The following is a 22,171-nucleotide window of genomic DNA, read 5'->3' as shown; positions in this document are numbered from 1 at the left end:
TTCCAAAGCGGTCCCCCCGCTCCAAAATTCGGCCCATCGTCTTATGGGTGAAAATTAACAAGGAGCAAAAGGGATTGTATATCCCTAAATTTCAGGTAACCAGTTATCGTATGTTAGCGATATCAAAAACATAATCAAGAACGGCTTGGGGAGACTCCGCAAGAATGTCGAATTCGTGCCTGAGTTGAAAATCTCCTGCAATAAGGTCGATTCCAGCCCGGTCCACCCCTCCGAAGCGCCAGTTTTTCCCGTTTTCCGTGCCGAGACGAGCGGCAATTTTTTGCGCTTGCTCCGGCATATTTTTTAACTTTTCTTGCAGGTCCATCCATTCCGCTGTCGTCCCCGGCTCGGGAATCACCAGGTCCGATCCAGTCAGCAAGTATGCACGGCCGAATCCTCCGTTCAAGGACGCTGCCTGCGGAGTGATTCGGAAAAAACGGAAATCACCGAAATCTGCATACAATGCGGCCTTGGGATGACGATCCAGAAAACGCTGGCGCACGCGCGCATGTTCGGGCGTATCGCGCACGACGCCCTCGGCAAGGCACTGGACGGTGATCCGGGGATGGGCGAGCGGATCGCCCTTGCCGGGCTCGCCGGCCAGAAGCGAGCAGCGCGGATCGGCGACCAGGCCTTTCGTATGCCCGGAGAGGCTTGAGACGAGGATGACCGGCACACCGTCAACATCGGTGCCGGTGAGCGCGCGGCTGGCGGAGGGGAAGCCGGTCTCCGGATCGAGGACCGCCAGCGCCATGTAACGCGCGCCGCGCACCAGCGCGCGGGCAAGCCGGCGGGCGTCGTCATCCGTATCGCGCAGCACCTGCGGCTTGTCGGTCTGCTGTTCGTCGGCCAATTCGTCGATCTCCTGTTCGTCCGCCGCGAGGCGGCCGCATTCGGCGTCGACATAGCATCCGGCGCGGCGAAACGAAAGGTGACTTTGCGGCTCCGCTTATGGGGCGTCGCGGCGGCGATGGCGGGTCAGGCCGGCAATCACGTCGTCGGAGGAGATGCTGCCGATGATCGTGCCGTTGTCGACCACCCCGATGGCGCCCGGCTGACGCGACAGCGCATCCAGGATGTCGATGAGCGGCGTCGTCGGCAGCGCGGTGGCGGAGACGGTCGTGGCGCCTGCCGCAGGGCTTACCCCGGTCCGCATCACGTCGCCGGCGGTCAGCATGCTGATCGGGTTGAGGTGCTGCACAAAATCCGCGACGTACTGGTCGGCAGGCGCACGGACGATCTCCTGCGGCGTGCCGCACTGGATGATGTGCCCGCCCTCCATGATGGCGATTCGGTTGCCGATCCGGAAGGCTTCGTCGAGATCGTGGCTGACAAAGAGGATGGTCTTCTTCAGCCGGCGCTGGAATTCGAGAAGCTCGTCCTGCAGCCGGGTTCTGATCAACGGATCGAGTGCCGAGAAGGGCTCGTCCATCAACAGGATCGGCGCGCCGGTGGCAAAGGCACGGGCAAGGCCGACGCGCTGCTGCATGCCGCCGGAGAGCTCGCCGACCTTGCGGCCGGCCCATTTGGTCAGGTTGACCAGTTCGAGCTGTTCGTTGACCCGCTTGGTTCGCTCCGCATCCGGAACGCCGGCGAGCTCGAGCCCGAAGCCGACATTTTCCGAGACTGTGCGCCAGGGCAGAAGACCGAACTGCTGGAAGACCATCGAGACGGTGTGCATGCGCAGGTCGCGCAGCACTTTCGGGTTCGACTTGTAGGGATCGACCGGACCTGAGGGGGTTGCGACGCTGACATTGCCGCGCACGACCGGGGCAAGCCCGTTGACGGCCCGCAGCAGCGTCGATTTGCCCGAACCGGACAGGCCCATCAGCACCAGGATCTCGCCCTCGTGGATGGTGAGCGACGCATTGGCGACGCCCAGGACGATGCCGGTCGCGGCACTGATCTCGTCGCGGGTCTTGCCCTGGTCGACCATGGCCAGCGCCCGTTCCGGCTTGTCGCCGAAGACGATATCGACATTGTCGAAAACTACGCAGTCCGTCATTGGCCGTCTCCCGTCGATGTGCGGAACATGCGGTCGAGGATGATCGCCAGGATGACGATGCAGAGGCCTGAATCGAAGCCGCGGGCGACATTCACGGTATTCAGCGCCCGGAGCACCGGCACGCCGAGGCCGTTGGCGCCGACCAGCGCCGCGATGACGACCATCGACAGCGACAGCATGATCGTCTGGGTGAGGCCAGCCATGATCTGCGGCATGGCATAGGGCAGTTCCACCTTGCGCAGGATCTGCGACGGGGTGGCACCGAAGGCGACGGCCGCTTCCCGAAGCGAGCTCGGGGTCGAGACGATCCCGAGGCGGGTCAGACGGATCGGCGCCGGGATCGCGAAGATGACGGTGGCGATCAGGCCCGGAACCATGCCGAGGCCGAAGAGGATCAGCGCCGGGATGAGATAGACGAAGCTCGGCAGCGTCTGCATCAGGTCGAGGACCGGCCGCATGGCTTCGTAAAACCATTGGCGGCGGGCAGCGGCGATGCCAAGCGGCACGCCGACCACCATGCTGACCGCCGTCGAGGCGAGCACCAGCGCCAGGGTTTCGGTGGTTTCCTTCCAGTAGCCCTGGTTGAAGATCAGGAGCAGGCCGAAGAAGGTGAAGGCCGCGAGCACAAGGGAACGGCGCAGCCACCAGGAAAGCCCGGTCATGGCGGCCATGACGATCAGCGGATGCGGGGTCGCCAGACACCACAAAAGGCCGTTGATCACTCCAAGGAGTACGGAAGAAAGCCAGTCGAAGAACCAGTCGGCATTCGCCGTCAACCAGTCAACGACCGCCTTCGCCCAGGAACCTATAGGTATTCGATGATCTGCGATCCAATCCACGAGAAAACTGCCGTCCATAGGGAGAGAAAGGGCGGGCTCCGGGGCAGGCGATCCGCCGCCCCGGAAACATTTTCAGGACTGTTAGAGACCGAGTGCCTTCTTGACGGCGGCGAGGCCGTCCTTGCCGTCATAGGTGGTGACGCCGGCAACCCAGGGCTCGATGACCTTCGGATTGGCCTTCAGCCAAACCTTGGCAGCGTCGTCGGCGTCCTCGCCGTCGTTGAGGATCTTGCCCATGATGGTGTTTTCCATGTCGAGCGAGAACTTCACGTTCTTGAGGAGCTTGCCGACGTTCGGGCACTGGGCGGCGTAACCGCCGCGCGCCACGGTGTAGACCGTCGCGCCGCCGTAGTTCGGACCGAAGACGGTGGCGTCGCCGCCGGCGAGATAGGTGATCTCATGGGCGACGTTCATCGGGTGCGGCGCCCAGGCGAGGAAGACGACCGGCTTGCCTTCCTTGTCCGCGCGGGTGACCTGGGTCAGCATGCCCTGCTCGGAGGATTCGACGACCTCGAAACCCTTGAGGCCGAAGGTATTGGCTTCGATCAGCGACACGATCATGCCGTTGCCTTCGTTGCCGGGCTCGATGCCGTAAACCTTGCCGTCGAGTTCCTTCTTATGGGTGGCGATGTCCTTGAAGTCCTTGATGCCGAGCTTGGCGCCGGCGGCATTGGTGCCGAGCGTGTACTTGGCGCCTTCGAGGTTGACGGCGATGCTCTCGATCGACTTGTCGTCGAGATAGGGCTGGATGGCGCCCTGCTGAGCCGGCATCCAGTTGCCGAGGAAGAGGTCGATATCCTTGTTCTTCATGGAAGAATAGGTGACCGGAACACCGAGGGTCTTGACGTCGGCCTTGTAGCCGAGCGCTTCGAGAACCTGGATGAACGAGGCGTTGGTCGAGGCGAGGTCCGTCCAGCCCACGTCCGAAATCCGGACGGTCTTGCAGGCTTCCGGTTCGGCGGCGGATGCGGTGCCGACGATCGCGAGGATCGACGCGGCAGCGGCGAGAGTGGTCTTCAGTGAGGTAGTCATGCGCATGGGCTGCTCCCGTTTTTTTTGGTTCCCGCCATTATCAATATATGCTGCGCCGAGGCAAGCGCGCGCATTCGCGGCGGAGAAGGGGGTGCATTTGCGACATTTGTGACTTTCTCGCGCAGCGTTGCGCAGTCTACAGTTTCCTGTGGTTTTCGGCAAAGACGGCTTTTCCCGAATCCCGATCGCGATCAGAAGGCAGATATGGCCAAGCTCTATTTCCACTACGCCACCATGAACGCCGGCAAGTCGACCATGCTTCTGCAGGCATCCTATAACTACCGCGAGCGCGGCATGCGCACCGCGATCTTCACCGCATCGCTGGACGACCGGGCCGGCCAGGGCCGGGTCGCCTCGCGGATCGGACTCTCCTCAGACGCCATTCCCTTCGGGCCGTCCGACGACCTCTTTTCGGACATCGAGGCGATGCATGGGGAGGAACCGGTCGCCTGCGTGTTCGTCGACGAGGCGCAGTTCCTGTCGCCCGAACAGGTCTGGCAGCTGGCGCGGATTTCCGACAGGGTCGGCATCCCGGTGATGACCTATGGCCTCAGGACCGATTTCCAGGGCAAGCTGTTTCCCGGCTCGCTGGAGCTGCTGGCGATCGCCGACGAGCTGCGCGAGGTGCGCACCATCTGTCATTGCGGGCGCAAGGCGACGATGGTGGTGAGGCTCGACGAGGACGGCAAACTGGTGCGCGAAGGCGCCCAGGTGGATGTCGGCGGCAACGAGAAATATGTCTCGCTCTGCCGGCGGCACTGGGAAGATCAGATGCGTTGCGAGTGATGCTCGGAATTTAAAGCTCCGTTCACCGTGTGAGACGGAATGCCGCGGCGATGAGGCGAAAATTGACGCTGGTCAAAGTTTGCGGCCGGCAACATATTTAGATGCCACATCCGAAACGCCTCGGCCCGATGGGCGGTGGTTCCCAGCAGGAGTTGCCTCGCATGCGCAAGACCGCAAAAACCTTTACGCTTGCCACCAGCCTCGCCCTGTTCGCCCTGCCGGCCTTCAGCGCCGAGATCGAGGTGAAGATGCTCAACAAGGGCAGCGACGGCGAGGTCATGGTGTTCGAGCCGGCAGCCGTGAAGGCGCAGCCGGGCGATACGATCAAGTTCGTGCCGGTCGACAAGGGGCATGACGTCGTTTCGATGCCCGGCCTGGTGCCGGAAGGCGTCGCTGAAATCAAAGGCAAGATCAGCCAGGAGGTTTCCTTCACACCCGACAAGCCGGGCGTCTACGTCTTCAAATGCACGCCGCATTTCGGCATGGGCATGGTCGCGGTGATCGTCGTCGGCGACGCCCCGGCCAATCTCGACGCGGTGAAAGGCGCCAAGATGCCGAAAAAGGCGAAGGACCGTCTTGATGCGGAAATCGCCAAGCTCGGGCTTTGACTTTCCGGACTGTCCCAATTTTTCCCGGCAATCGAGGCGGGACGGCGTGGCATAATTTTTCGGGGGCGTTATCTTCTCTTCCGACGGCGGGGAGTATGCGCGTGGCGGCTTTTAAGAATTTCGACGGCGAGATCGAGCGGATCAGCGGCCTTTTGGCGGTGATGCGCGACGCGCTCGGTACGGTCTCGTCCCTGCTTGCCGAAGCCGCGCGGAATCTCTCCCTGCCGGACGAGGAGAAGCTGGCCGCGGAAGCCGAGCGGCTGACGGCCGAGATGCCCGAGCGGCAGGCGGTCGAAGCGGCAACCGCCAGGTTGGTCGCCAAGCTGGCAGCCGAGATCGGTATCTGCGCCCAGGAGTTCGACGATCGGGAGGTGCCGACCCGCTTCGAAACACTGATCGGCTACGTTTCCCGGGCCGCCAAACATCGCCGCCAGCAGGCGCGCTGGCGCAGCCCCATGCCGCTCAACCGGCTGGCGGAGCTTCTGCGGCGTGCCGATCTGCTGGCCGGTCTGGTGCGGCAGGAGCGCGACTTCCTGATCGGGCAGCGGAAGGAGAGGGAGGGCGATCTGGTGACGCTCATCGACCACCGACCGGAGATCATCGAAAAGCTGCGCGGCGAGTACGGCGCCACGATGACCGGCCTGGACGTGGTCGGCCGCACCGAACCCGCGATCAAGGTCTTTCAGGATTTCGTCGCCGGGCTCAACGCCCGGGTGGGCGCCTGCAACATTCTTCTGCACAAGCTGGTCACCGATACGGAAAACCTCCTCATCCTCTACCGGATGGTTGCCGATGCCAGCGGGCATGGCGACGCCGGCCTGAAGCCCGAACTCTTTCCGCATCTGACCCCCGAGGTCGCGCGCTTCGCAAGCGGGCTGCTGACATTGCACGGCCTCGACCGCCGGCGGCATCGCGCCGATCAGGCATTTGCCGAACGCTTTCCCACGGAGGCGGCGGGGGAGGCGGCCGACGGCGGAACGACCGGCTTTCGGCTGCCGACCGTTTTCGGCTTCAAGCTCGCCCGGTCCCAATAGGACTGCCGAGGATCGGCGAGGCGGCCGTTTCCAGCGGTTGCGGCGAAACGTTGCGCCCCCGTTGTGCTTGTGACGCCGAGCACATATGTGTGAGCCAAGCCAAATCGGATGCACACCGCCTCACGAGGAGACAGCGATGCTCGACCGGATTACCGCCTTCTTTCAAGGGATCGGCCAGGCCGTCGGGCGAGGCATAGGGCTGTTGATCGCCTGGATCGTCTGGCCGTTCATGGCAGCACATGGCTGGTACCGCCAGCGCCACTGGATGGTGAAGGGCCCCATCCTCGCCTTCCTGGTGCTGATGTTCGGGCTCTACGGCTATTTCTTCTGGCAGACGCAGGTCTGGACCAATTTCAATCCGAATTTCGTCGACAGCTATCGCTGGTCGGAACGCAACGTGCCGGCCGGCCAGGAATTGCCGGCAACGGCTCCTGCAAGCGCCAATGCGACCGCTCCGGCGACCGGCGCGAAACAATGCCAGTCGTCGGCGATCGTCGATGTGGCCGCCGATCTCACCGACATGAACGTCAACCAGAATGCCTGGATCTCCTCGATGCTCCTCTATCGGCTGGGGTTCTTCGGTATCGACTGGGATCACACCCCCTTCCTCGACAACAAGGCCTCGTTCCAGCGCGGCGTCAATCAGGCGGTTCGGCGTACATCGACGGAACTCGTCGATTCGCTTGGGCGCGTGCGCGGCACCTCGAGCATCAACAACAATCTACAGGATGCCCGCGGCAACCTCCAGTTCGACGAATCTTCCTGGTATTTCGGGCTCAGCCCCTTTGGGCCGAAGACCCCGACCCCGAGCTATTATCGCGCGGCGATCGGCAAGCTGAGGGCCTTCAATACCGATCTGACCACCTGCAACGCGACCTTCGACAGCCGCGCCGACAACCTGATCCAGTTCATCGACCGGATCGCCAACGATCTCGGCGGCACGTCGGCAATCCTGCGCGAGCGTTCGGAGAACTACAATGCCGGCTGGTTCGATACGCGTGCTGACGACCGCTTCTGGTTCGCCTATGGCCAGCTCTACGGCTATTATGCCGTGCTTTCGGCGGCAGGCGCGGATTTCTCCCAGGTGATCCGCGAGCGCAATATCGGGCCGCTCTGGACCGATACGCTGTCGCAGTTCAAGTCGGCGCTGCGCATCCAGCCGGCGATCATCTCCAACGGCCGCGAGGACGGCTGGATCATGCCGAGTCATCTGGCGGTGATGGGCTTCTATACTCTCCGGGTCCGCTCGAACCTGGTGGAATTGCGCTCGGTGCTGGACCGGTAAGCCGGCCGGAGCCGGTCAGGTTTTCGGCGGATTTTGATCGTCGAGAAAAAACGTCACGCCGGGGCGTTCGGCAAAGAACTCGTAGGTGATGCCGACGACCTCGCCGCTCGTGCCCGGTTTGTCGCGGAATTTACCGACGCTGCGGACGTATTTGTAGTCCTGCGCATCGGCTTTGATGCGATAGATGTTGTGGTAGGTCAGGCGCTCGCCGCTGGCGCGCTCGAAGGTTTCCATCAGTTGCGGCATGTCGTCGGGATGGATGCGCGCGGTGAGGGCGACCATGTTCATCGGGCCGTTCTTCGGCTCCAGTCCGAATATGCGGCAGACATCTTCGGTCACGAAGAAGTGGCCGCTGTCCAGATCGATCCGCCAATAACCGTAGAAACGGAAGGCCGAGGCAAGTTCAACCACCTCGTCTGTCGAGAGTCCCACTTCCAGGTATTGAGTATTGACGCGTTTTTCGGTGTGTTCGACCCAAAACGTCAATCTTTTTCTCCCATAGGCCGGGAGAAACGCCCCAACCTCACACTATGAGTCTCAATCTCAATGCCTTAGCTACCAACTGGGTGCGGTTGACGCAATCCAGTTTCTTTATGGCATTGGTCATATATGCGTTAACGGTGTGATCCGAGAGGGAAAGAATCCGCCCGATCTCGGAGGATGTCTTGCCCTGCGCCGTCCAGCGGACGACCTCCAGCTCGCGGGTGGTAAGAGGCCCAGCGGAACCGGTCCTGGCACTGCGGCGGAGCTTGTCGAAGACATCGAACGCATGCAGCACGATCATGCCGATCTCGTTGAGCTCCACCTGGCTCAACCGATGCCGCACGCCGTCGAAGCGCAGCATGAAGCGGCCGCCATCGATCGAATGCACCGCCATCGCGACGCTGGTGATAATGTCGTAGCGGCGCTGCAATTCGTCCATCTCTGCCGGAACCGGGAAACCGCGTACGCTTTCAGGATCGCCGATCGACCAACAGCAGGGAAGAGCGGATTTCGAGATGATCGACGCAACCGGACAGAGCTTCAGAAGCCGGCGGCGGTCAAATTCCTGGACATAGGTTGCGGGCAGCGTCGTCTCGACGATCATCCGCGACAACAGCGTCTCATCCGCTCTGGTGGCTGCGAAAAGCGTGATGTGCCGAAACCCGAATTCGTGGGCAACGCGCTTCATGGCAGCAAATATTTCCACCCGCGAGTCCGCGGCGGAAATCTCGCTGTTCAGAATCGATTGCCGTTCCAAAGTGATCATGCGGGCGAGCAGACAGGTGATTTATGTGATCGTTAACAAATATACCAATCGGTTTGAATAGCCAGCGAAATTTCCTGCGCTGCAGCAGAAACCGGCGCAGTTTCCGATATAAGCTCACTTTATTTCCATGAATTCATGGAGTTACGCGGTCAAGATTTATACGGGGATATATCCGGTCCCTTTGATTTCCTCCATGACGGCATAGGTATGGGTTTCCCTGACGCCCGGAAGCGGGAGAATCACCTCCGAGAGGAACTGCCGGTAGGCCTCCATTCCTGCGACGCGAGCCTTCACCAAGTAGTCGAAGCCGCCTGCCACCATGTGGCATTCCATCACGTCGTCACTGCGTTTCACCGCGGCGGCGAACGCGTCGAAAACGTCGGGCGTGGTGCGGTCGAGCTTGACCTGCACGAAGACGAGCAGATTGCGCCCGAGCTTTTCCGGCGACAGCAAAGCGCTATAACCGGTGATGTATCCTTCGCGGGTCAATCGCTTGACGCGTTCGGCGGTCGCCGTGGGTGAAAGCGCAACGCGATCGGCGAGTTCGAGATTGCTCAGGCGCCCCTCTTTCTGGAGCGCCCGGAGGATTTTTCGGTCGAGACGGTCGATGTTCTTCATATCTCGCTACGTTTTTCTTGAATTGCCGTGATATATCTCGTTGATGCCATAAAAATCCGCTGAAATCACCACGAAATTCCAGCTATGGGGAGAATGAAACGGAGATGCATATGAGCCAGATTCTGACCGAGCCCTTCATTCCCTTCAATGCGCCCTATGCCGGTGACGACGACCGGCTGATCCGGCAGTTCGCCGCCCGCACCAGCTTCACCTCGGCGCAGGACGCGGCGATCGACCAGCGCGCGCGGCGGATGGTCAATGCCATCCGCGATGGGGCCGGCAAGGTCGGCGGCGTCGAGGACTTTTTGCGCGAATACGGGCTTTCGACGCGGGAAGGGCTGGCGCTGATGGTGCTTGCCGAGGCGCTGCTGCGCGTGCCCGATGCCTTGACCCAGGACCGGCTGATCGAGGACAAGCTGCGCGAAGGCGGCTGGAGCACCCATGAGGCCTCCGGCGAAAGCTGGTTCGTGTCGGCATCCGCCTGGGCGCTTGCGGTTTCGGCGCGCGTCATCGGCCCCGGCGAGACGCCAGAGGGAATCCTGCGCGGCCTCGTCAAGCGCGTCGGCCTGCCGACCGTGCGCACCGCCACCAAGCAGGCGATGCGTTTCCTCGGCCACCATTTCGTGCTCGGCGAGACGATGAAGGATGCGCTTGTCCGTGCCGCCAAGAGCGAGGAGAAGGGGTACCGCCATTCCTTCGACATGCTCGGCGAGGGCGCCCGCACCGCCGAAGACGCCAAGCGCTATTTCCGCTCCTATGCGGATGCGATCCAGTCGATCGGTGCGCATATGAAGAAACACGGCAAGGGCAGGCAGCTTCCCGACCGGATGGGCATTTCGGTCAAGCTTTCGGCGCTGCATCCGCGCTATCTCGCCACGCACCATGACCGGGTGATGGCCGAACTGGTGCCCGACCTTCTCGACCTCGCCCGGATGGCGAAGGAGCATCAGCTCAATTTCACCGTCGACGCGGAGGAGGCCGACCGGCTGGAACTGTCGCTCGATGTGATCGCCGCCGTGTTCTCCGATCCGTCGCTTGCCGGCTGGGACGGCTTTGGCCTGGCGATCCAGGCCTATCAGAAGCGGGCGCCTCAAGTGATCGACTATATCGACCAGCTCTGCACCACCCATGGCCGGCGGATGATGGTGCGGCTCGTCAAGGGCGCCTATTGGGACACCGAGGTGAAGCGGGCGCAGGAGCGGGGAATCGAGGACTATCCGGTTTGGACCCGCAAGCCGGCGACGGATCTTGCGTATCTTGCCTGCGCCCAGCAGCTTCTTGCCAAGCGGGCGCGGATCTTTCCGCAATTTGCCACCCATAACGCGCTGACCGTCTCGACCATCCTGGAGCTCGCCGGCCCCGACCGCACCGGCTTCGAATTCCAGCGGCTGCACGGAATGGGCGAGGCGCTTTACGACGACCTGCTGGAAAGCAACGACCGGATCGCCTGCCGCATCTATGCGCCGGTCGGCGGCTATCGCGACCTGCTCGCCTATCTCGTCCGCCGGCTTCTCGAAAACGGTGCCAACTCCTCCTTCGTGGCGGTTGCCGGCGACAAACAGGTGCCGGTCGAAAAGCTGCTGGAGCGGCCGGCTGCACGGCTCGGCCTCGATGACGGCATCAGCGCGCGGCACAAGCAGATCCCGCTGCCCTCCGACATCTACGGCCGCCGCAAGAACAGCGCCGGTTTCGAGTTCGGCCACCGGGTCGAACTCGAGCGGCTGATGGCGAGCGTTTCCAGATCGTGGGGCGAGGTAAAGGCGGGGCCGCTGGTGGCGGGCGCCATTTCCAAGGCCGCGGAAAAGCCGGTTCGGTCTCCCTCCGACCGGTCGAAGGTTGTCGGCACCGTGCGTGACGCGACACCGGCCGATGTGGATGCCGCCTTTGCGGCTGCGGCCAAGGCGTTCCGGGCCTGGTCGCGCCAGCCGGTGGAAATCCGCGCCGCATGCCTCGAACGGGCCGCCGGGCTGATGGAGGAAAACCGCGACCGGCTGCTGGCGCTGCTCGCCGCCGAGGCCGGCAAGACGCTGGACGACGGGATCGCCGAGATCCGCGAGGCGGTGGATTTCTGCCGCTACTATGCCGACAAGGGCCGCGAGCTGTTCGCCATGCCGAGCGTGATGCCGGGACCGACCGGAGAGGACAACCGCCACTTTTGGCGCGGACGTGGGGTGTTCGGCTGCATTTCGCCGTGGAATTTCCCGCTGGCGATCTTCCTCGGGCAGATTTCCGCCGCGCTGGTGGCCGGCAATACGGTCGTCGCAAAACCGGCGCCGCAGACGCCGCTGATCGCCTATGAGGCGATCAAGCTGTTCCACCAGGCGGGGGTTCCGGCCGAAGTGCTGGCGCTGGTGCCGGGCGGCCCGGATGTAGGCTCGGCGATCACGGCGCATCCGAAGCTCGCCGGAGTCGCCTTCACCGGTTCCACGAAGACGGCGCATGCGATCAACCGGGCGCTGGCCGCCAAGGACGGGCCGATCGTGCCCTTTATCGCCGAGACCGGCGGCATCAACGCGATGATTGTCGATGCGACAGCACTTTCGGAGCAGGTGGCCGACGATGTGGTCGTTTCTGCCTTCCGTTCGGCCGGCCAGCGCTGCTCGGCGCTGCGCATCCTCTTCCTGCAGGAGGATGTCGCCGACGGTATGCTGAAGATGATCGAAGGGGCGGCGGCTGAACTCAATCTCGGCGATCCGGCAAAACAGAATACCGATGTCGGGCCGATCATCGACGAGAACCAGAAAAAAACGCTGGCCGACCACATCTCGGACATGCGGGCCCAAAAACAGAAGATACGTTATGCCGGAGGTGCGCCGGCGACCGGCAATTTCTTCGCCCCCCACATCATCGAACTCGACAGCGCCGCGGTGCTGACCAGGGAAGTGTTCGGGCCGGTCCTGCACGTGGTGCGCTGGAAGGCAAAGGAGTTCGACAAGGTGCTTTCGGCGATCGACGCCACCGGCTACGGCCTGACGCTCGGCATCCACAGCCGCATCGAGGCGACGATCCGCAAGGTGACGGAGGCGCTCGACACCGGCAATGTCTATGTCAACCGCAACATGATCGGCGCGGTCGTCGGCACCCAGCCTTTCGGTGGCTCCGGCCTTTCCGGCACCGGCTTCAAGGCGGGCGGGCCTGCCTATCTGATGCGGTTTGCCGAAGAACAGGTGATCTCCGTCAACACGGCTGCCGCCGGCGGCAACGCCAGCCTGATCGCGATCGGGGAAGGGTGAGACGCGACGGCCTAGCCGTCAAAACGCTCCAGTGGAGCGTTTTGAGCGTCGAACGCGCCGAGCCCAAGCGAGGCGCCGGGAGGCGACTGCTTTTCAGGCGGGACGCAGCGTCTAGCGCCGGGAGACGGTGCGACCATCCCAGAACCAAAAGGCTCGGAGCGATCCGGGCCTTCTGCATTCCGCCTGTTGCATTTTTGCCATGGAACCATGCTCGCGTAAATATGATCATTCGAGTCATGTTTTAATAATTGACAATAATACTCATGTTTTCTAATGGCATGAATAAGGCATTTTTTGCCTCCCGCCACATTCTTGCCAGAATTGAAAAAGGGCCGCCGCCTTTCCGGTGCGTTTGCGCGCGCCGACGGTTTCGCGTGCCCTGTTTGAAAGGACAGTCATGGTCACCCGACGTCTGCGATCGACCCTTGCCACCTGCACTGCGCTCGCGGTGTTTTCCCTCGCCTACGGCGCGGCCGCCCAGCAGGCTACCCAGCCACAGGCGGACACGACGCTGAAGCCGATCGTGCTCAAGGGGAAACGGGTGAAGGCGGGGGATCCTGCAGGTAATACGCCGCTTGCGAGCACGACGACAGCGGATGAGATTGCCAAGAAGGATATCAGTAACGTCAAGGACCTCGGAAACACCACCGAGCCCGGCGTTGATTTTGTTGAAAGTCGTCCGGGGGTCGCCGGAGGAATGTTCATTCGTGGTCTCGGCGGACCTCGCGTTACGACGCTCATCGATAATATTCCGATTCCTTTTATGAGCAATGATGCTCGCACGGGCTCGATGTCGCCGACGACGGGCATCAGCGATGGTAACGATAGCTACGACTTTTCGTCGCTCTCCTCCGTCGACGTCGTGCGTGGTGCGGATTCCAGTCGTATCGGTAATGGCGCGCTCGGCGGTGCCCTTGTTCTTCGAACGCTGGAGCCCGAAGACTTGATCGAAGAGGGCCGGGATTGGGGCGGTGTAGCCAAGCTCACCTATGACGGAAATAACGATAGCTTTGGTGGCTCGGTCGCCGTCGCAAAGAAAATTGAAAACACCTCCATCCTCTTTCAAGGCGGCCTGAAGAAGGGACACGAACGAAAGAACAATGGTGATGTCGGCGGAATAGGCTATACCCGCAGCGAGCCCAACCCGACTGATTTTGACCAGAACAATCTGTTGTTCAAGGTACGCCAGGATATCGAGGGCGGCCACCGGATCGGAGTTACGGCTGAGCGCTTCGACATCCAAAACGACACCGACCTGAAGACTATCCAAGGCACAGGAACGCCAGCATATACTCCAGGCGACTATGATGGTTTCGACAATACGCGGCGCGAACGCGTGTCCATCGACTACCTTTTCGAAGCTCCCGACGCCGATAGCCTGATCGACTCGGCATCGCTGACGCTTTACTGGCAGCGTCTCACCAAGGAATCCGGTTCTGACGGAACGCGCAACAGTGGCGCGACAATTTATCAGCGCTCCAACGAGATGGAGGAAGGTTCCTTCGGTATCACCGGTGGTCTCATCTCCCGTTTCGACACCGGTTATCTCGATCACGAACTTCGCTTTGGTGGTCTTGCCTCCATTTCGAATACAAAGGGTCTTGTGAGCGTGAATCCAGCCAGCGCGGTTACCATCTCGCAGGCGGATATGCCTGATGTCGATGGAAGCAAGGTCGGGCTCTATATTGAAGATGAGATGAAGTTCGGCGACACCGGATTCGCCCTGACACCCGGCGCGCGGTTTGACTGGTACAAGTATGACCCGCAGGAGTCTTCGGCGTTCAGCAATAATACGGGTATCCCGAAGTTCGGTATCCCGTCCGGTCAGGATGGCATGCGACTGTCACCTAAACTGCTGGCAACCTATGAGCTGACGCCGGAAATCCAGCTCTTCGCGCAGTGGGCTATGGGTTTTCGTGCGCCGACAATCAACGAACTCTACGTCAACTTCACGAACACCGGCCCAGCCAATTACGCCCATATCGGTAACCCCGATCTCAAGCCGGAAACATCTCATGGCTTCGAAATGGGGGCGGCTTACAATACCAATGATCTGGAAGCCAAGCTGACATTATTCCATAACCGCTACAAGAACTTCATCGACGTGGAGACAATCGTCCCAGGGTTGGCGGGAACAAATTTCACCGAACGGTTCCGCAATCGTGCGAATGTTCGGATATCTGGTGTTGAAGTCAGCGCGCGTAAGGAACTGGCAAACGGGTTCCATGTCAGCGGTTCACTTGCCTATGCTTACGGCGAGGACAGCGACACCAAGGAGCTGATCCGCACCGTAGCGCCGTTCAAGGCCATAGTCGGTGTCGGGTATGCGCAAGAAACATGGGGCGCCGATTTGACCGGCATTTTCGCGACGGGCATGTACGATGACGGAAACACGAGCACGTTTGACGCACCCGGCTACGGCATAGCCAATCTCACCGGTTGGTGGGAGCCGGAACAGGTCAAGGGTCTGCGTATCCAGGCAGGCGTCTACAATATCCTCGATCAGACCTACTACAACGCGCTCAGCGTCCGAAGCGTCAATCTAACGAGCGCAACGACGCAGCCGCGCGACTACTACTCCGAACCCGGCCGGACGTTCAAAGTCTCGCTCACCCAGCGGTTCTGATCCCAAACAGCGGCGGGGGCGCCTGGGGAGGGTGGTGCGAGAAATCGCGCCGCCCTTCTTTGTCTGGGGGAAGTTGTGGCTGCCGCTCCTCCCGCTATTCACACATTGCCTTTCCCTCGCTAATCATAACCAAACGGGCATATTTGGGTTCGATGGAAAGAACGGGGAGCGGGGAACGCATGGCAGAGGTCAAGTCCGACATCGAAATCGCCCGGGCGGCGAAAAAGAAGCCGATCGTCGAGATCGGCGCGAAGCTCGGGATTCCCGTCGAGGCGCTTGCTCCCTACGGGCACGACAAGGCGAAGGTCGGTGCCGAGTTCATCGCATCGCTTTCCGACCGGAAGGACGGCAAGCTGATCCTCGTCACCGCGATCAACCCGACGCCGGCGGGCGAGGGGAAGACGACGACCACCGTCGGCCTCGGCGACGGGCTGAACCGGATCGGCAAGAAGGCGGTGATCTGCGTGCGTGAGCCGTCGCTCGGCCCCTGTTTCGGCGTCAAGGGCGGGGCGGCCGGCGGGGGTTATGCGCAGGTCATTCCGATGGAAGACATCAACCTGCATTTCACCGGCGATTTCCACGCCATCACGTCTGCCCACAACCTGCTGTCGACGATGATCGACAACCATATCTACTGGGGCAATGCCGAGAATATGGATACCCGGCGGATCAGCTGGCGGCGGGTGATGGACATGAACGACCGGGCGCTGCGCCAGACGGTCGTGTCGCTCGGCGGCGTCGCCAACGGTTTTCCGCGCGAGAGCGGCTTCGATATCACCGTCGCCTCGGAAGTGATGGCGATCCTGTGTCTTGCGGCCGACCTCAAGGACCTCGAAAGGCGGCTCGGCGACATCGTCATCGGCTACCGGTTCGACCGCTCGCCGGTGTTTGCCCGTGACCTCAAGGCCGACAAGGCGATGACGGTGCTGCTGAAGGACGCCATGCAGCCGAACCTGGTACAGACGCTCGAAAACAATCCGGCCTTCGTGCATGGCGGGCCGTTCGCCAATATCGCGCATGGCTGCAATTCGGTGATCGCCACCCGCACGGCGCTGAAGCTCGGCGACTACGTGGTGACGGAAGCGGGTTTCGGGGCGGATCTCGGCGCCGAAAAATTCTTCGACATCAAGTGCCGCAAGGCGGGGCTGAAGCCGGATGCAGCCGTCATCGTCGCCACCGTCCGGGCGCTGAAGATGAACGGTGGGGTGAGAAAAGAGGATCTGGGCCAGGAGAATGTCGAGGCGCTCAAGCGCGGCGCGTCCAATCTCGGCCGCCACATCGCCAATGTGCGGAAGTTCGGCGTGCCGGTCGTGGTCGCCATCAACCATTTCACCTCGGATACGGAGGACGAGATCGCCGCCGTCAAGGACTACGCGGCGCGGCACGGTGCGGACGGCATCGTCTGCCGGCATTGGGCTGACGGGTCTGCCGGCATCGAGGAGCTTGCTCTCAAGGTGGTCGAGCTTGCCGAGGGCGGCCAGGCGAAATTCCAGCCGCTCTATCCCGATCACCTGCCGCTTCTCGAAAAGATCGAGATCATCGCCTCGAAGATCTATCACGCCGGCGAAGTCACCACCGACCGGGGCGTGCGCGACCAGCTGAAGGCCTGGGAGGAGCAAGGTTACGGCGACCTGCCGATCTGCATCGCCAAGACGCAATATTCCTTCTCGACGGATCCCGCAGTGCGCGGCGCGCCGGAGGGCCACATCGTGCATGTGCGCGAAGTCAGGCTTTCCGCCGGTGCCGGTTTTGTCGTTGCGATCACCGGCGAGATCATGACCATGCCCGGCCTGCCACGCGTGCCGTCTGCGGAGCGGATCTTCCTGAACGAGGAGGGTTTCGTGGAAGGGCTGTTCTGAGGGCTTGAGCGCCCGAACCGCCTTGTGTTAAAGCTCCGTCCGTCGAAAAAGGCAGGGCCGGATATGGTAAGCACGGCCCCTTCCGCAAGGAAGCTCTGATCCTTCGGTCCACCGTTGAGAACCCGCGACGAGAAACGGCACATCCCGTGCCGCTCTCGGCGGATTCTCGTGGGCTTTTTCCGCGTCGCGTTCCGCCGGGGTAACCTTGCGAGAAAAACGATGCGTATGAACCATATCGATATCCACGTGTCTGACGTTGCGGCAACCAGCGCCTTCCTCATCCGTCATTTCGGCCTGACTCTGCGTGAGATGCGCGGCGCGAACGGCCTGGCCATCCTGGCAGACGATGCGGGCCTGGAAATCGTCGTCAGCCGGCCGGTCGAAAAATTCGGCGGCGCTGAGCAGCAGGCGCTCGGCGTCGTCACCTATCACCTCGGTTTCATCCAGCCGGAGAGGGGCGAAGTCGACAGGCTCTACCGGGAACTCAAGGCGGGCGATGCTGAGCTGGTGGGCGAGCCGCGCGAGATGCGCGGCGGATACCTGTTCTATTGCCTGGCGCCCGGCCGCGTGATGATCGAGGTGGGGTGGCGGGGTTAGAGCTAGGTTGGCCCTCAGACGCGCCCTGAGGGGTATAGGAGAAGCGGAGACGGTGCGGCGTATTTCCTTCTCCCCGCTTGCGGGGAGAAGGTGCCGGCAGGCGGATGAGGGGCTGCTATCCCTCGTCTGCCGGCATGAATTTCAAATCCGGCGCATCCTCGGGCTCATTCAACCTACCCTCCAGGATCGCGACGATGGTCTCGAATACCGACTCCATTTCTGTGAGCACCGCCACGTTCCAGAACCGGGCGACCGACCATCCTTCGGCATTCATGAATCGATCCCGCTGCCTGTCGTAATCGCTGTTGGCGTGCTGGCTTCCGTCGATCTCGATGACCAGCCTCCGATCCCGGCAGGCAAAATCCGCAAAGTAGCGACCGATTGGAAGTTGTCGGACGAACTTGAATCCGTTCAGCCGCCGGGCGCGCAACTCCTCCCAAAGCTTTGCCTCTGAAACATTGTCGGAACGGCGCAGCGAGCGGGCACGGGTAGTCGTGTTTGTTTTTGGACCCCGCATCGCAGCCCCTCATCCGCCTGCCGGCACCTTCTCCCCGTTTTGACGGGGAGAAGGAAATATGCCGCGCCGTCGGCTCAATCTCAAGGTCTGCATTTGTAGCCCACCCAATGCACGCATACCGGCCACGCATGCCTAGCGGCAATACCGATACCCGTCCTTCCGCTCCAGCACATCCAGATGTAGGTGGTTCTGGTGGGCGGCGTCGCTGCCTGGTGACAGGACGGTGGTGAAGTGGAGACAGGCGCCGGCTGTCGCCGTGCGCTGGAAGGCGCCTTCCATGGTGGAGTCCTCGGTCCGCGGCTTCATCTCCATCTTCTCGCCGTTGTCGAGCTTGAAGGCGGCGACGTCGAAGGCGTTGCCGCGGGCGTGTTCGGAAATCTTGCCGGTCGAAGCGCTGTTGCGCAGCCGGCAGGCATAGGTGGAGCCGGGCACGATGCCGGTGATCCGGCGGCCCGGCATGGCGATGTTGAGCGCCGGCTGCACCGTGTCCTTCAGCCAGTGCGCCATCGAGACCGCCGTCTTGCAGCGCATCGTGGCGCTGCCCAGCGAGACGCCGGGCAGGACCTCGGCAACGTCGATCGGGCTTTCGATGCCGCAGCCATTGCCCTCGTCGATCGGATCGGTCGGCTCGAACTTGGTGCCGAGCGAGGTGAGTTCGGCAAGGCAGGCCTTCAGCTCGCCGGGGTCTTCCTTGACGAGCGGCGGCGGGGGCGGTGGGGGTGGGGCCTCGGCCTTTTGCTCGTCCGGCTTGGTTTCGTTCGGTTTAGCGTCGTCCGGCTTGGCCGCATCCTGTCCTGGTGCCGCCGGCTGGCCGGGCTTGTCTGCCGGCTGCACATCGGCAGCAGTCGTGCCGGGTTTCGGCTGCGGCTTCGGAACTTCGGCCTCATGTGCCGGTTCCGACGCGGTGCCGGGCTGCTCGACGACGGGCGGGCTTGGGGGCGGGCTTTGCGCCGGGCTGAGGGACGGGCCTTGCGGATTTTCGTTCGGCCGGCTTTGTCCCACAGGCAGCTGGGCCACAGGCGGCGGTGCCTCTGGTCGCGGAGGTTCCTGAACCACCGGCTTGGCACTGCTGTCTGCTTGCCGAGGTGCCTCCGCCGGCTTCTCCGCCTCTCCGGCGGCGGGTTTCGGAATCGGGATGGGAACATTGGCCGGCGCCGGCGGTTCAGGTGCTGGGCCGCGTGCCTGCGATTTTGGGGACGCGCGGCGACGCGGGGCGCGGTTACGCGATTCGCCATCCTGCAGAAGGCGGGTCAGGAAGTTCACCTCCACGACGCCCGCCGGGACGCCGGAATGTTGCGCCTGCGGTATCGGTCTTTCGGGCGGCAACCCGGCCCCGATGATCAAGGGCAGGCCTGCCAGAATTGCGATCCACGAATGCTGCATGCCGTATCCTTCTCGGCTGGGTTTCTTCGACCCTTAAGGGACGATAAACGCCGATCGCCGGTTTTGGTCGCATCGGAGCCCCAGAATTCTGTTTGGGGGGCATGGAAATTCGCTTGCGTGGCTCAAAAACCCCAGCTAACAATTCGGCCCATGATGAACTCGATGAACATCGCTAACTGGTGGCCGGCACGCTCAACGCGGCCTTGACCAGTCATGTCCATCGACAAGACCACAAGCCGCCCGGAACCCGAGGCGGCTTTTTTGTTATCCGCCGCAGGGACCCGGGCAAAGACATTGGAGAGGCAGGACAATGGTAACGATCATTCGGGATGACGGTTCGGAGGTTTACGAGACGAGGGGCGGGATTGCGGTCAGCCGGCAGCGGCGCGCCGCACCCTATGCGGATGCGATCTCCTCCTATGTCGACAGGCTCGACGAGCGGCGCGGCGCGGTGTTTTCCTCCAACTACGAATATCCGGGCCGTTACACCCGCTGGGACACGGCGATCGCCGATCCGCCGCTCGGGATCTCCTCGAATGGCCGCAAGGTGTGGATCGAGGCTTTCAACGGCCGCGGCGAGGTGCTGCTCGGTTTCGTCGCGGACAAGCTGAAGACCGTGGCCGACCTGACGCTCGGGGCGCGGACGGACCGCCGCCTCGACCTTACCGTCAACGAGCCGACCCGCGTGTTTACCGAGGAAGAGCGCTCGAAGATGCCGACGGTGTTTTCCGTGCTGCGGGCGATCGTCGACCTGTTCCATTCGGAAGCGGATTCGGCGATCGGCCTGTTCGGCGCCTTCGGCTACGACCTCGCCTTCCAGTTCGATGCGATCAAGCTTTCGATGTTGCGGCCGGAAGACCAGCGCGACATGGTGCTGTTCCTGCCGGATGAAATCCTCGTCGTCGACCATCATGCCGCTAAGGCCTGGATCGACCGCTACGACTTTTCCAAGGACGGGGTGACGACGGAAGGCAAGGACCAGGAGATCGCGCCCGATCCCTTCCAGCGCAACGATACGATCCCGCCGAAGGGCGACCATCGGCCGGGCGAATATGCCGCTCTCGTCACCAAGGCGAAGGAAAGTTTTCGGCGCGGCGACCTGTTCGAAGTGGTGCCGGGCCAGAAATTCATGGAGCGCTGCGACTCGAAGCCCTCGGAAATCTCCAACCGGCTGAAGGCGATCAATCCGTCGCCCTATTCCTTCTTCATCAATCTCGGCCACCAGGAATATCTGGTCGGCGCTTCGCCGGAAATGTTTGTGCGGGTGTCGGGCCGGCGCATCGAGACCTGCCCGATTTCCGGCACGATCAAGCGCGGCGAAGATCCGATCGCCGACAGCGAGCAGATCCTCAAGCTATTGAATTCCAAGAAGGACGAGTCCGAGCTCACCATGTGCTCGGATGTCGACCGCAACGACAAGAGCCGTGTCTGCGAGCCGGGTTCGGTGAAGGTGATCGGCCGCCGGCAGATCGAGATGTATTCGCGGCTCATCCACACGGTCGACCATATCGAAGGGCGGCTGCGGCCGGACATGGACGCGTTCGACGGCTTCCTGTCACACGCCTGGGCCGTTACCGTCACCGGCGCGCCAAAACTTTGGGCGATGCGGTTCATCGAGAACCATGAAAAGAGCCCGCGCGCCTGGTATGGCGGGGCGATCGGCATGGTGGGCTTCAACGGCGATATGAATACCGGGCTGACGCTGCGCACGATCCGTATCAAGGACGGCATTGCCGAAGTGCGGGCCGGCGCGACGCTGCTCAACGACAGCGATCCCAACGAGGAAGAGGCTGAAACCGAACTGAAGGCGTCCGCCATGCTGACAGCGATCCGTGATGCAAGGGCCGGCAATGCGGCCAAGGTGGGCCGCGACGTGGCGCGGGTGGGGCAGGGGGTGAAAATCCTGCTCGTCGACCACGAGGACAGCTTTGTCCATACGCTTGCCAACTATTTCCGCCAGACCGGCGCCACCGTCTCGACCGTGCGCACGCCGGTGCCGGAAGAGGTGTTCGACCGTTTCGATCCGGACCTCGTCGTGTTGTCGCCCGGTCCCGGCAATCCGAAGGATTTCGACTGCAAGGCGACGATCAAGTTGGCCCGCTCTAAAGGCCTGCCGATCTTCGGCGTCTGCCTCGGCCTGCAGGCGCTTGCGGAAGCCTATGGCGGGGAGCTCCGGCATCTGGCGGTGCCGATGCACGGCAAGCCGTCGCGCATCCGGGTGCTGGAGCCGGGCATCGTCTTCTCGGGGCTCGCAAAAGAAGTGACCGTCGGGCGCTACCACTCGATCTTCGCCGACCCGAAGACGCTGCATCCGGATTTCATGATCACCGCCGAAAGCGAGGACGGCACGATCATGGGCATCGAGCATGTCAAGGAGCCGGTGGCGGCGGTGCAGTTCCACCCGGAATCGATCATGACGCTCGGCGGCGACGCCGGCATGCGGATGATCGAAAACGTCGTGGCGCATCTGTCGCGGCGGGCGAAGACCAAGGCGGCGTAA

General features: G+C 62.3%; 18 protein-coding genes. 9 read left to right on the top strand and 9 right to left on the bottom strand.

Annotation, left to right across the window (positions count from 1 at the left end; translation table 11 throughout):
- Nucleotides 1–103: 103 nt before the first annotated feature.
- From LZK81_RS14610 to LZK81_RS14595, 4 genes are all read right to left on the bottom strand, one after another.
- Entirely contained in the window at nucleotides 104–853 is a 750-nt protein-coding gene (locus LZK81_RS14610) for a HugZ family protein (RefSeq protein ID WP_233953732.1), read from the bottom strand.
- Between the two features lie 96 nt (nucleotides 854–949).
- Complete coding sequence (choV, locus tag LZK81_RS14605; protein ID WP_046603795.1) at nucleotides 950–2,005, bottom strand: choline ABC transporter ATP-binding protein; 1,056 nt, start codon at nucleotides 2,003–2,005, stop codon at nucleotides 950–952.
- Nucleotides 2,002–2,844 carry a choline ABC transporter permease subunit gene (gene choW / locus LZK81_RS14600; RefSeq protein ID WP_046609366.1) on the bottom strand — a complete coding sequence of 281 codons (843 nt, stop codon included), beginning with the start codon at nucleotides 2,842–2,844 and terminating at the stop codon, nucleotides 2,002–2,004. Before choW ends, choV begins: the two co-directional genes overlap by 4 nt.
- A gap of 81 nt (nucleotides 2,845–2,925) precedes the next feature.
- Nucleotides 2,926–3,882, bottom strand: coding sequence for a choline ABC transporter substrate-binding protein (locus LZK81_RS14595; RefSeq protein WP_046603796.1), 957 nt, complete (start codon nucleotides 3,880–3,882; stop codon nucleotides 2,926–2,928).
- Between the two features lie 198 nt (nucleotides 3,883–4,080).
- On the opposite strand from LZK81_RS14595, the gene LZK81_RS14590 reads away from it, so the two are divergent.
- The 4 genes from LZK81_RS14590 to LZK81_RS14575 all read left to right on the top strand — a co-directional run bounded on the left by LZK81_RS14590 (nucleotide 4,081) and on the right by LZK81_RS14575 (nucleotide 7,589).
- Nucleotides 4,081–4,662 (top strand): thymidine kinase, encoded by a 582-nt coding sequence (locus LZK81_RS14590; protein ID WP_046609216.1) that lies wholly within the window; start codon nucleotides 4,081–4,083, stop codon nucleotides 4,660–4,662.
- 161 nt (nucleotides 4,663–4,823) lie between these two features.
- On the top strand, nucleotides 4,824–5,270 hold the full coding sequence (locus LZK81_RS14585; RefSeq protein WP_233953731.1) for a pseudoazurin: 447 nt from the start codon (nucleotides 4,824–4,826) through the stop codon (nucleotides 5,268–5,270).
- A gap of 101 nt (nucleotides 5,271–5,371) precedes the next feature.
- Complete coding sequence (locus tag LZK81_RS14580; RefSeq protein ID WP_233953730.1) at nucleotides 5,372–6,304, top strand: hypothetical protein; 933 nt, start codon at nucleotides 5,372–5,374, stop codon at nucleotides 6,302–6,304.
- A gap of 136 nt (nucleotides 6,305–6,440) precedes the next feature.
- Complete coding sequence (locus tag LZK81_RS14575) at nucleotides 6,441–7,589, top strand: DUF2333 family protein (RefSeq protein ID WP_233953729.1); 1,149 nt, start codon at nucleotides 6,441–6,443, stop codon at nucleotides 7,587–7,589.
- Between the two features lie 15 nt (nucleotides 7,590–7,604).
- Here the strand turns inward: LZK81_RS14575 and LZK81_RS14570 are convergent, their stop codons facing one another.
- The 3 genes from LZK81_RS14570 to LZK81_RS14560 all read right to left on the bottom strand — a co-directional run bounded on the left by LZK81_RS14570 (nucleotide 7,605) and on the right by LZK81_RS14560 (nucleotide 9,456).
- Entirely contained in the window at nucleotides 7,605–8,075 is a 471-nt protein-coding gene (locus LZK81_RS14570; protein ID WP_046603801.1) for a PAS domain-containing protein, read from the bottom strand.
- A 37-nt stretch (nucleotides 8,076–8,112) separates the two neighbouring features.
- Nucleotides 8,113–8,760: a helix-turn-helix transcriptional regulator gene (locus LZK81_RS14565; protein ID WP_233953728.1), complete on the bottom strand. Its 648-nt coding sequence runs from the start codon at nucleotides 8,758–8,760 to the stop codon at nucleotides 8,113–8,115.
- Nucleotides 8,761–8,994: 234 nt separating this feature from the next.
- Nucleotides 8,995–9,456: an Lrp/AsnC ligand binding domain-containing protein gene (locus tag LZK81_RS14560; protein WP_046603803.1), complete on the bottom strand. Its 462-nt coding sequence runs from the start codon at nucleotides 9,454–9,456 to the stop codon at nucleotides 8,995–8,997.
- Between the two features lie 110 nt (nucleotides 9,457–9,566).
- On the opposite strand from LZK81_RS14560, the gene putA reads away from it, so the two are divergent.
- The 4 genes from putA (at nucleotide 9,567) to LZK81_RS14540 (ending at nucleotide 17,771) form a co-directional block, all read left to right on the top strand.
- The gene (putA, locus tag LZK81_RS14555) at nucleotides 9,567–12,689 is read left to right on the top strand and encodes a bifunctional proline dehydrogenase/L-glutamate gamma-semialdehyde dehydrogenase PutA (RefSeq protein WP_233953727.1); all 3,123 of its coding nucleotides are present in this window, start codon (nucleotides 9,567–9,569) and stop codon (nucleotides 12,687–12,689) included.
- 397 nt (nucleotides 12,690–13,086) lie between these two features.
- Nucleotides 13,087–15,315, top strand: coding sequence for a TonB-dependent hemoglobin/transferrin/lactoferrin family receptor (locus LZK81_RS14550; protein WP_233953726.1), 2,229 nt, complete (start codon nucleotides 13,087–13,089; stop codon nucleotides 15,313–15,315).
- Nucleotides 15,316–15,494: 179 nt separating this feature from the next.
- Nucleotides 15,495–17,174 carry a formate--tetrahydrofolate ligase gene (locus LZK81_RS14545; RefSeq protein ID WP_233953725.1) on the top strand — a complete coding sequence of 560 codons (1,680 nt, stop codon included), beginning with the start codon at nucleotides 15,495–15,497 and terminating at the stop codon, nucleotides 17,172–17,174.
- A 219-nt stretch (nucleotides 17,175–17,393) separates the two neighbouring features.
- Nucleotides 17,394–17,771: a VOC family protein gene (locus LZK81_RS14540; RefSeq protein WP_233953724.1), complete on the top strand. Its 378-nt coding sequence runs from the start codon at nucleotides 17,394–17,396 to the stop codon at nucleotides 17,769–17,771.
- A 115-nt stretch (nucleotides 17,772–17,886) separates the two neighbouring features.
- Here LZK81_RS14540 and LZK81_RS14535 read toward each other — a convergent pair whose 3' ends face one another.
- Together LZK81_RS14535 and LZK81_RS14530 are read right to left on the bottom strand one after the other, a co-directional pair.
- Nucleotides 17,887–18,288, bottom strand: coding sequence for an endonuclease domain-containing protein (locus LZK81_RS14535; RefSeq protein ID WP_233953723.1), 402 nt, complete (start codon nucleotides 18,286–18,288; stop codon nucleotides 17,887–17,889).
- Between the two features lie 132 nt (nucleotides 18,289–18,420).
- Nucleotides 18,421–19,671, bottom strand: coding sequence for an extensin family protein (locus tag LZK81_RS14530; protein ID WP_233953722.1), 1,251 nt, complete (start codon nucleotides 19,669–19,671; stop codon nucleotides 18,421–18,423).
- 310 nt (nucleotides 19,672–19,981) lie between these two features.
- Between LZK81_RS14530 and LZK81_RS14525 the strand changes: the two genes are divergently transcribed.
- Nucleotides 19,982–22,171: an anthranilate synthase gene (locus tag LZK81_RS14525; protein WP_233953721.1), complete on the top strand. Its 2,190-nt coding sequence runs from the start codon at nucleotides 19,982–19,984 to the stop codon at nucleotides 22,169–22,171.

This window comes from Neorhizobium galegae (assembly GCF_021391675.1).
Classification (GTDB): Bacteria; Pseudomonadota; Alphaproteobacteria; order Rhizobiales; family Rhizobiaceae; genus Neorhizobium; species Neorhizobium galegae_B.
This window is presented reverse-complemented; position numbering and strand designations above follow the sequence as displayed.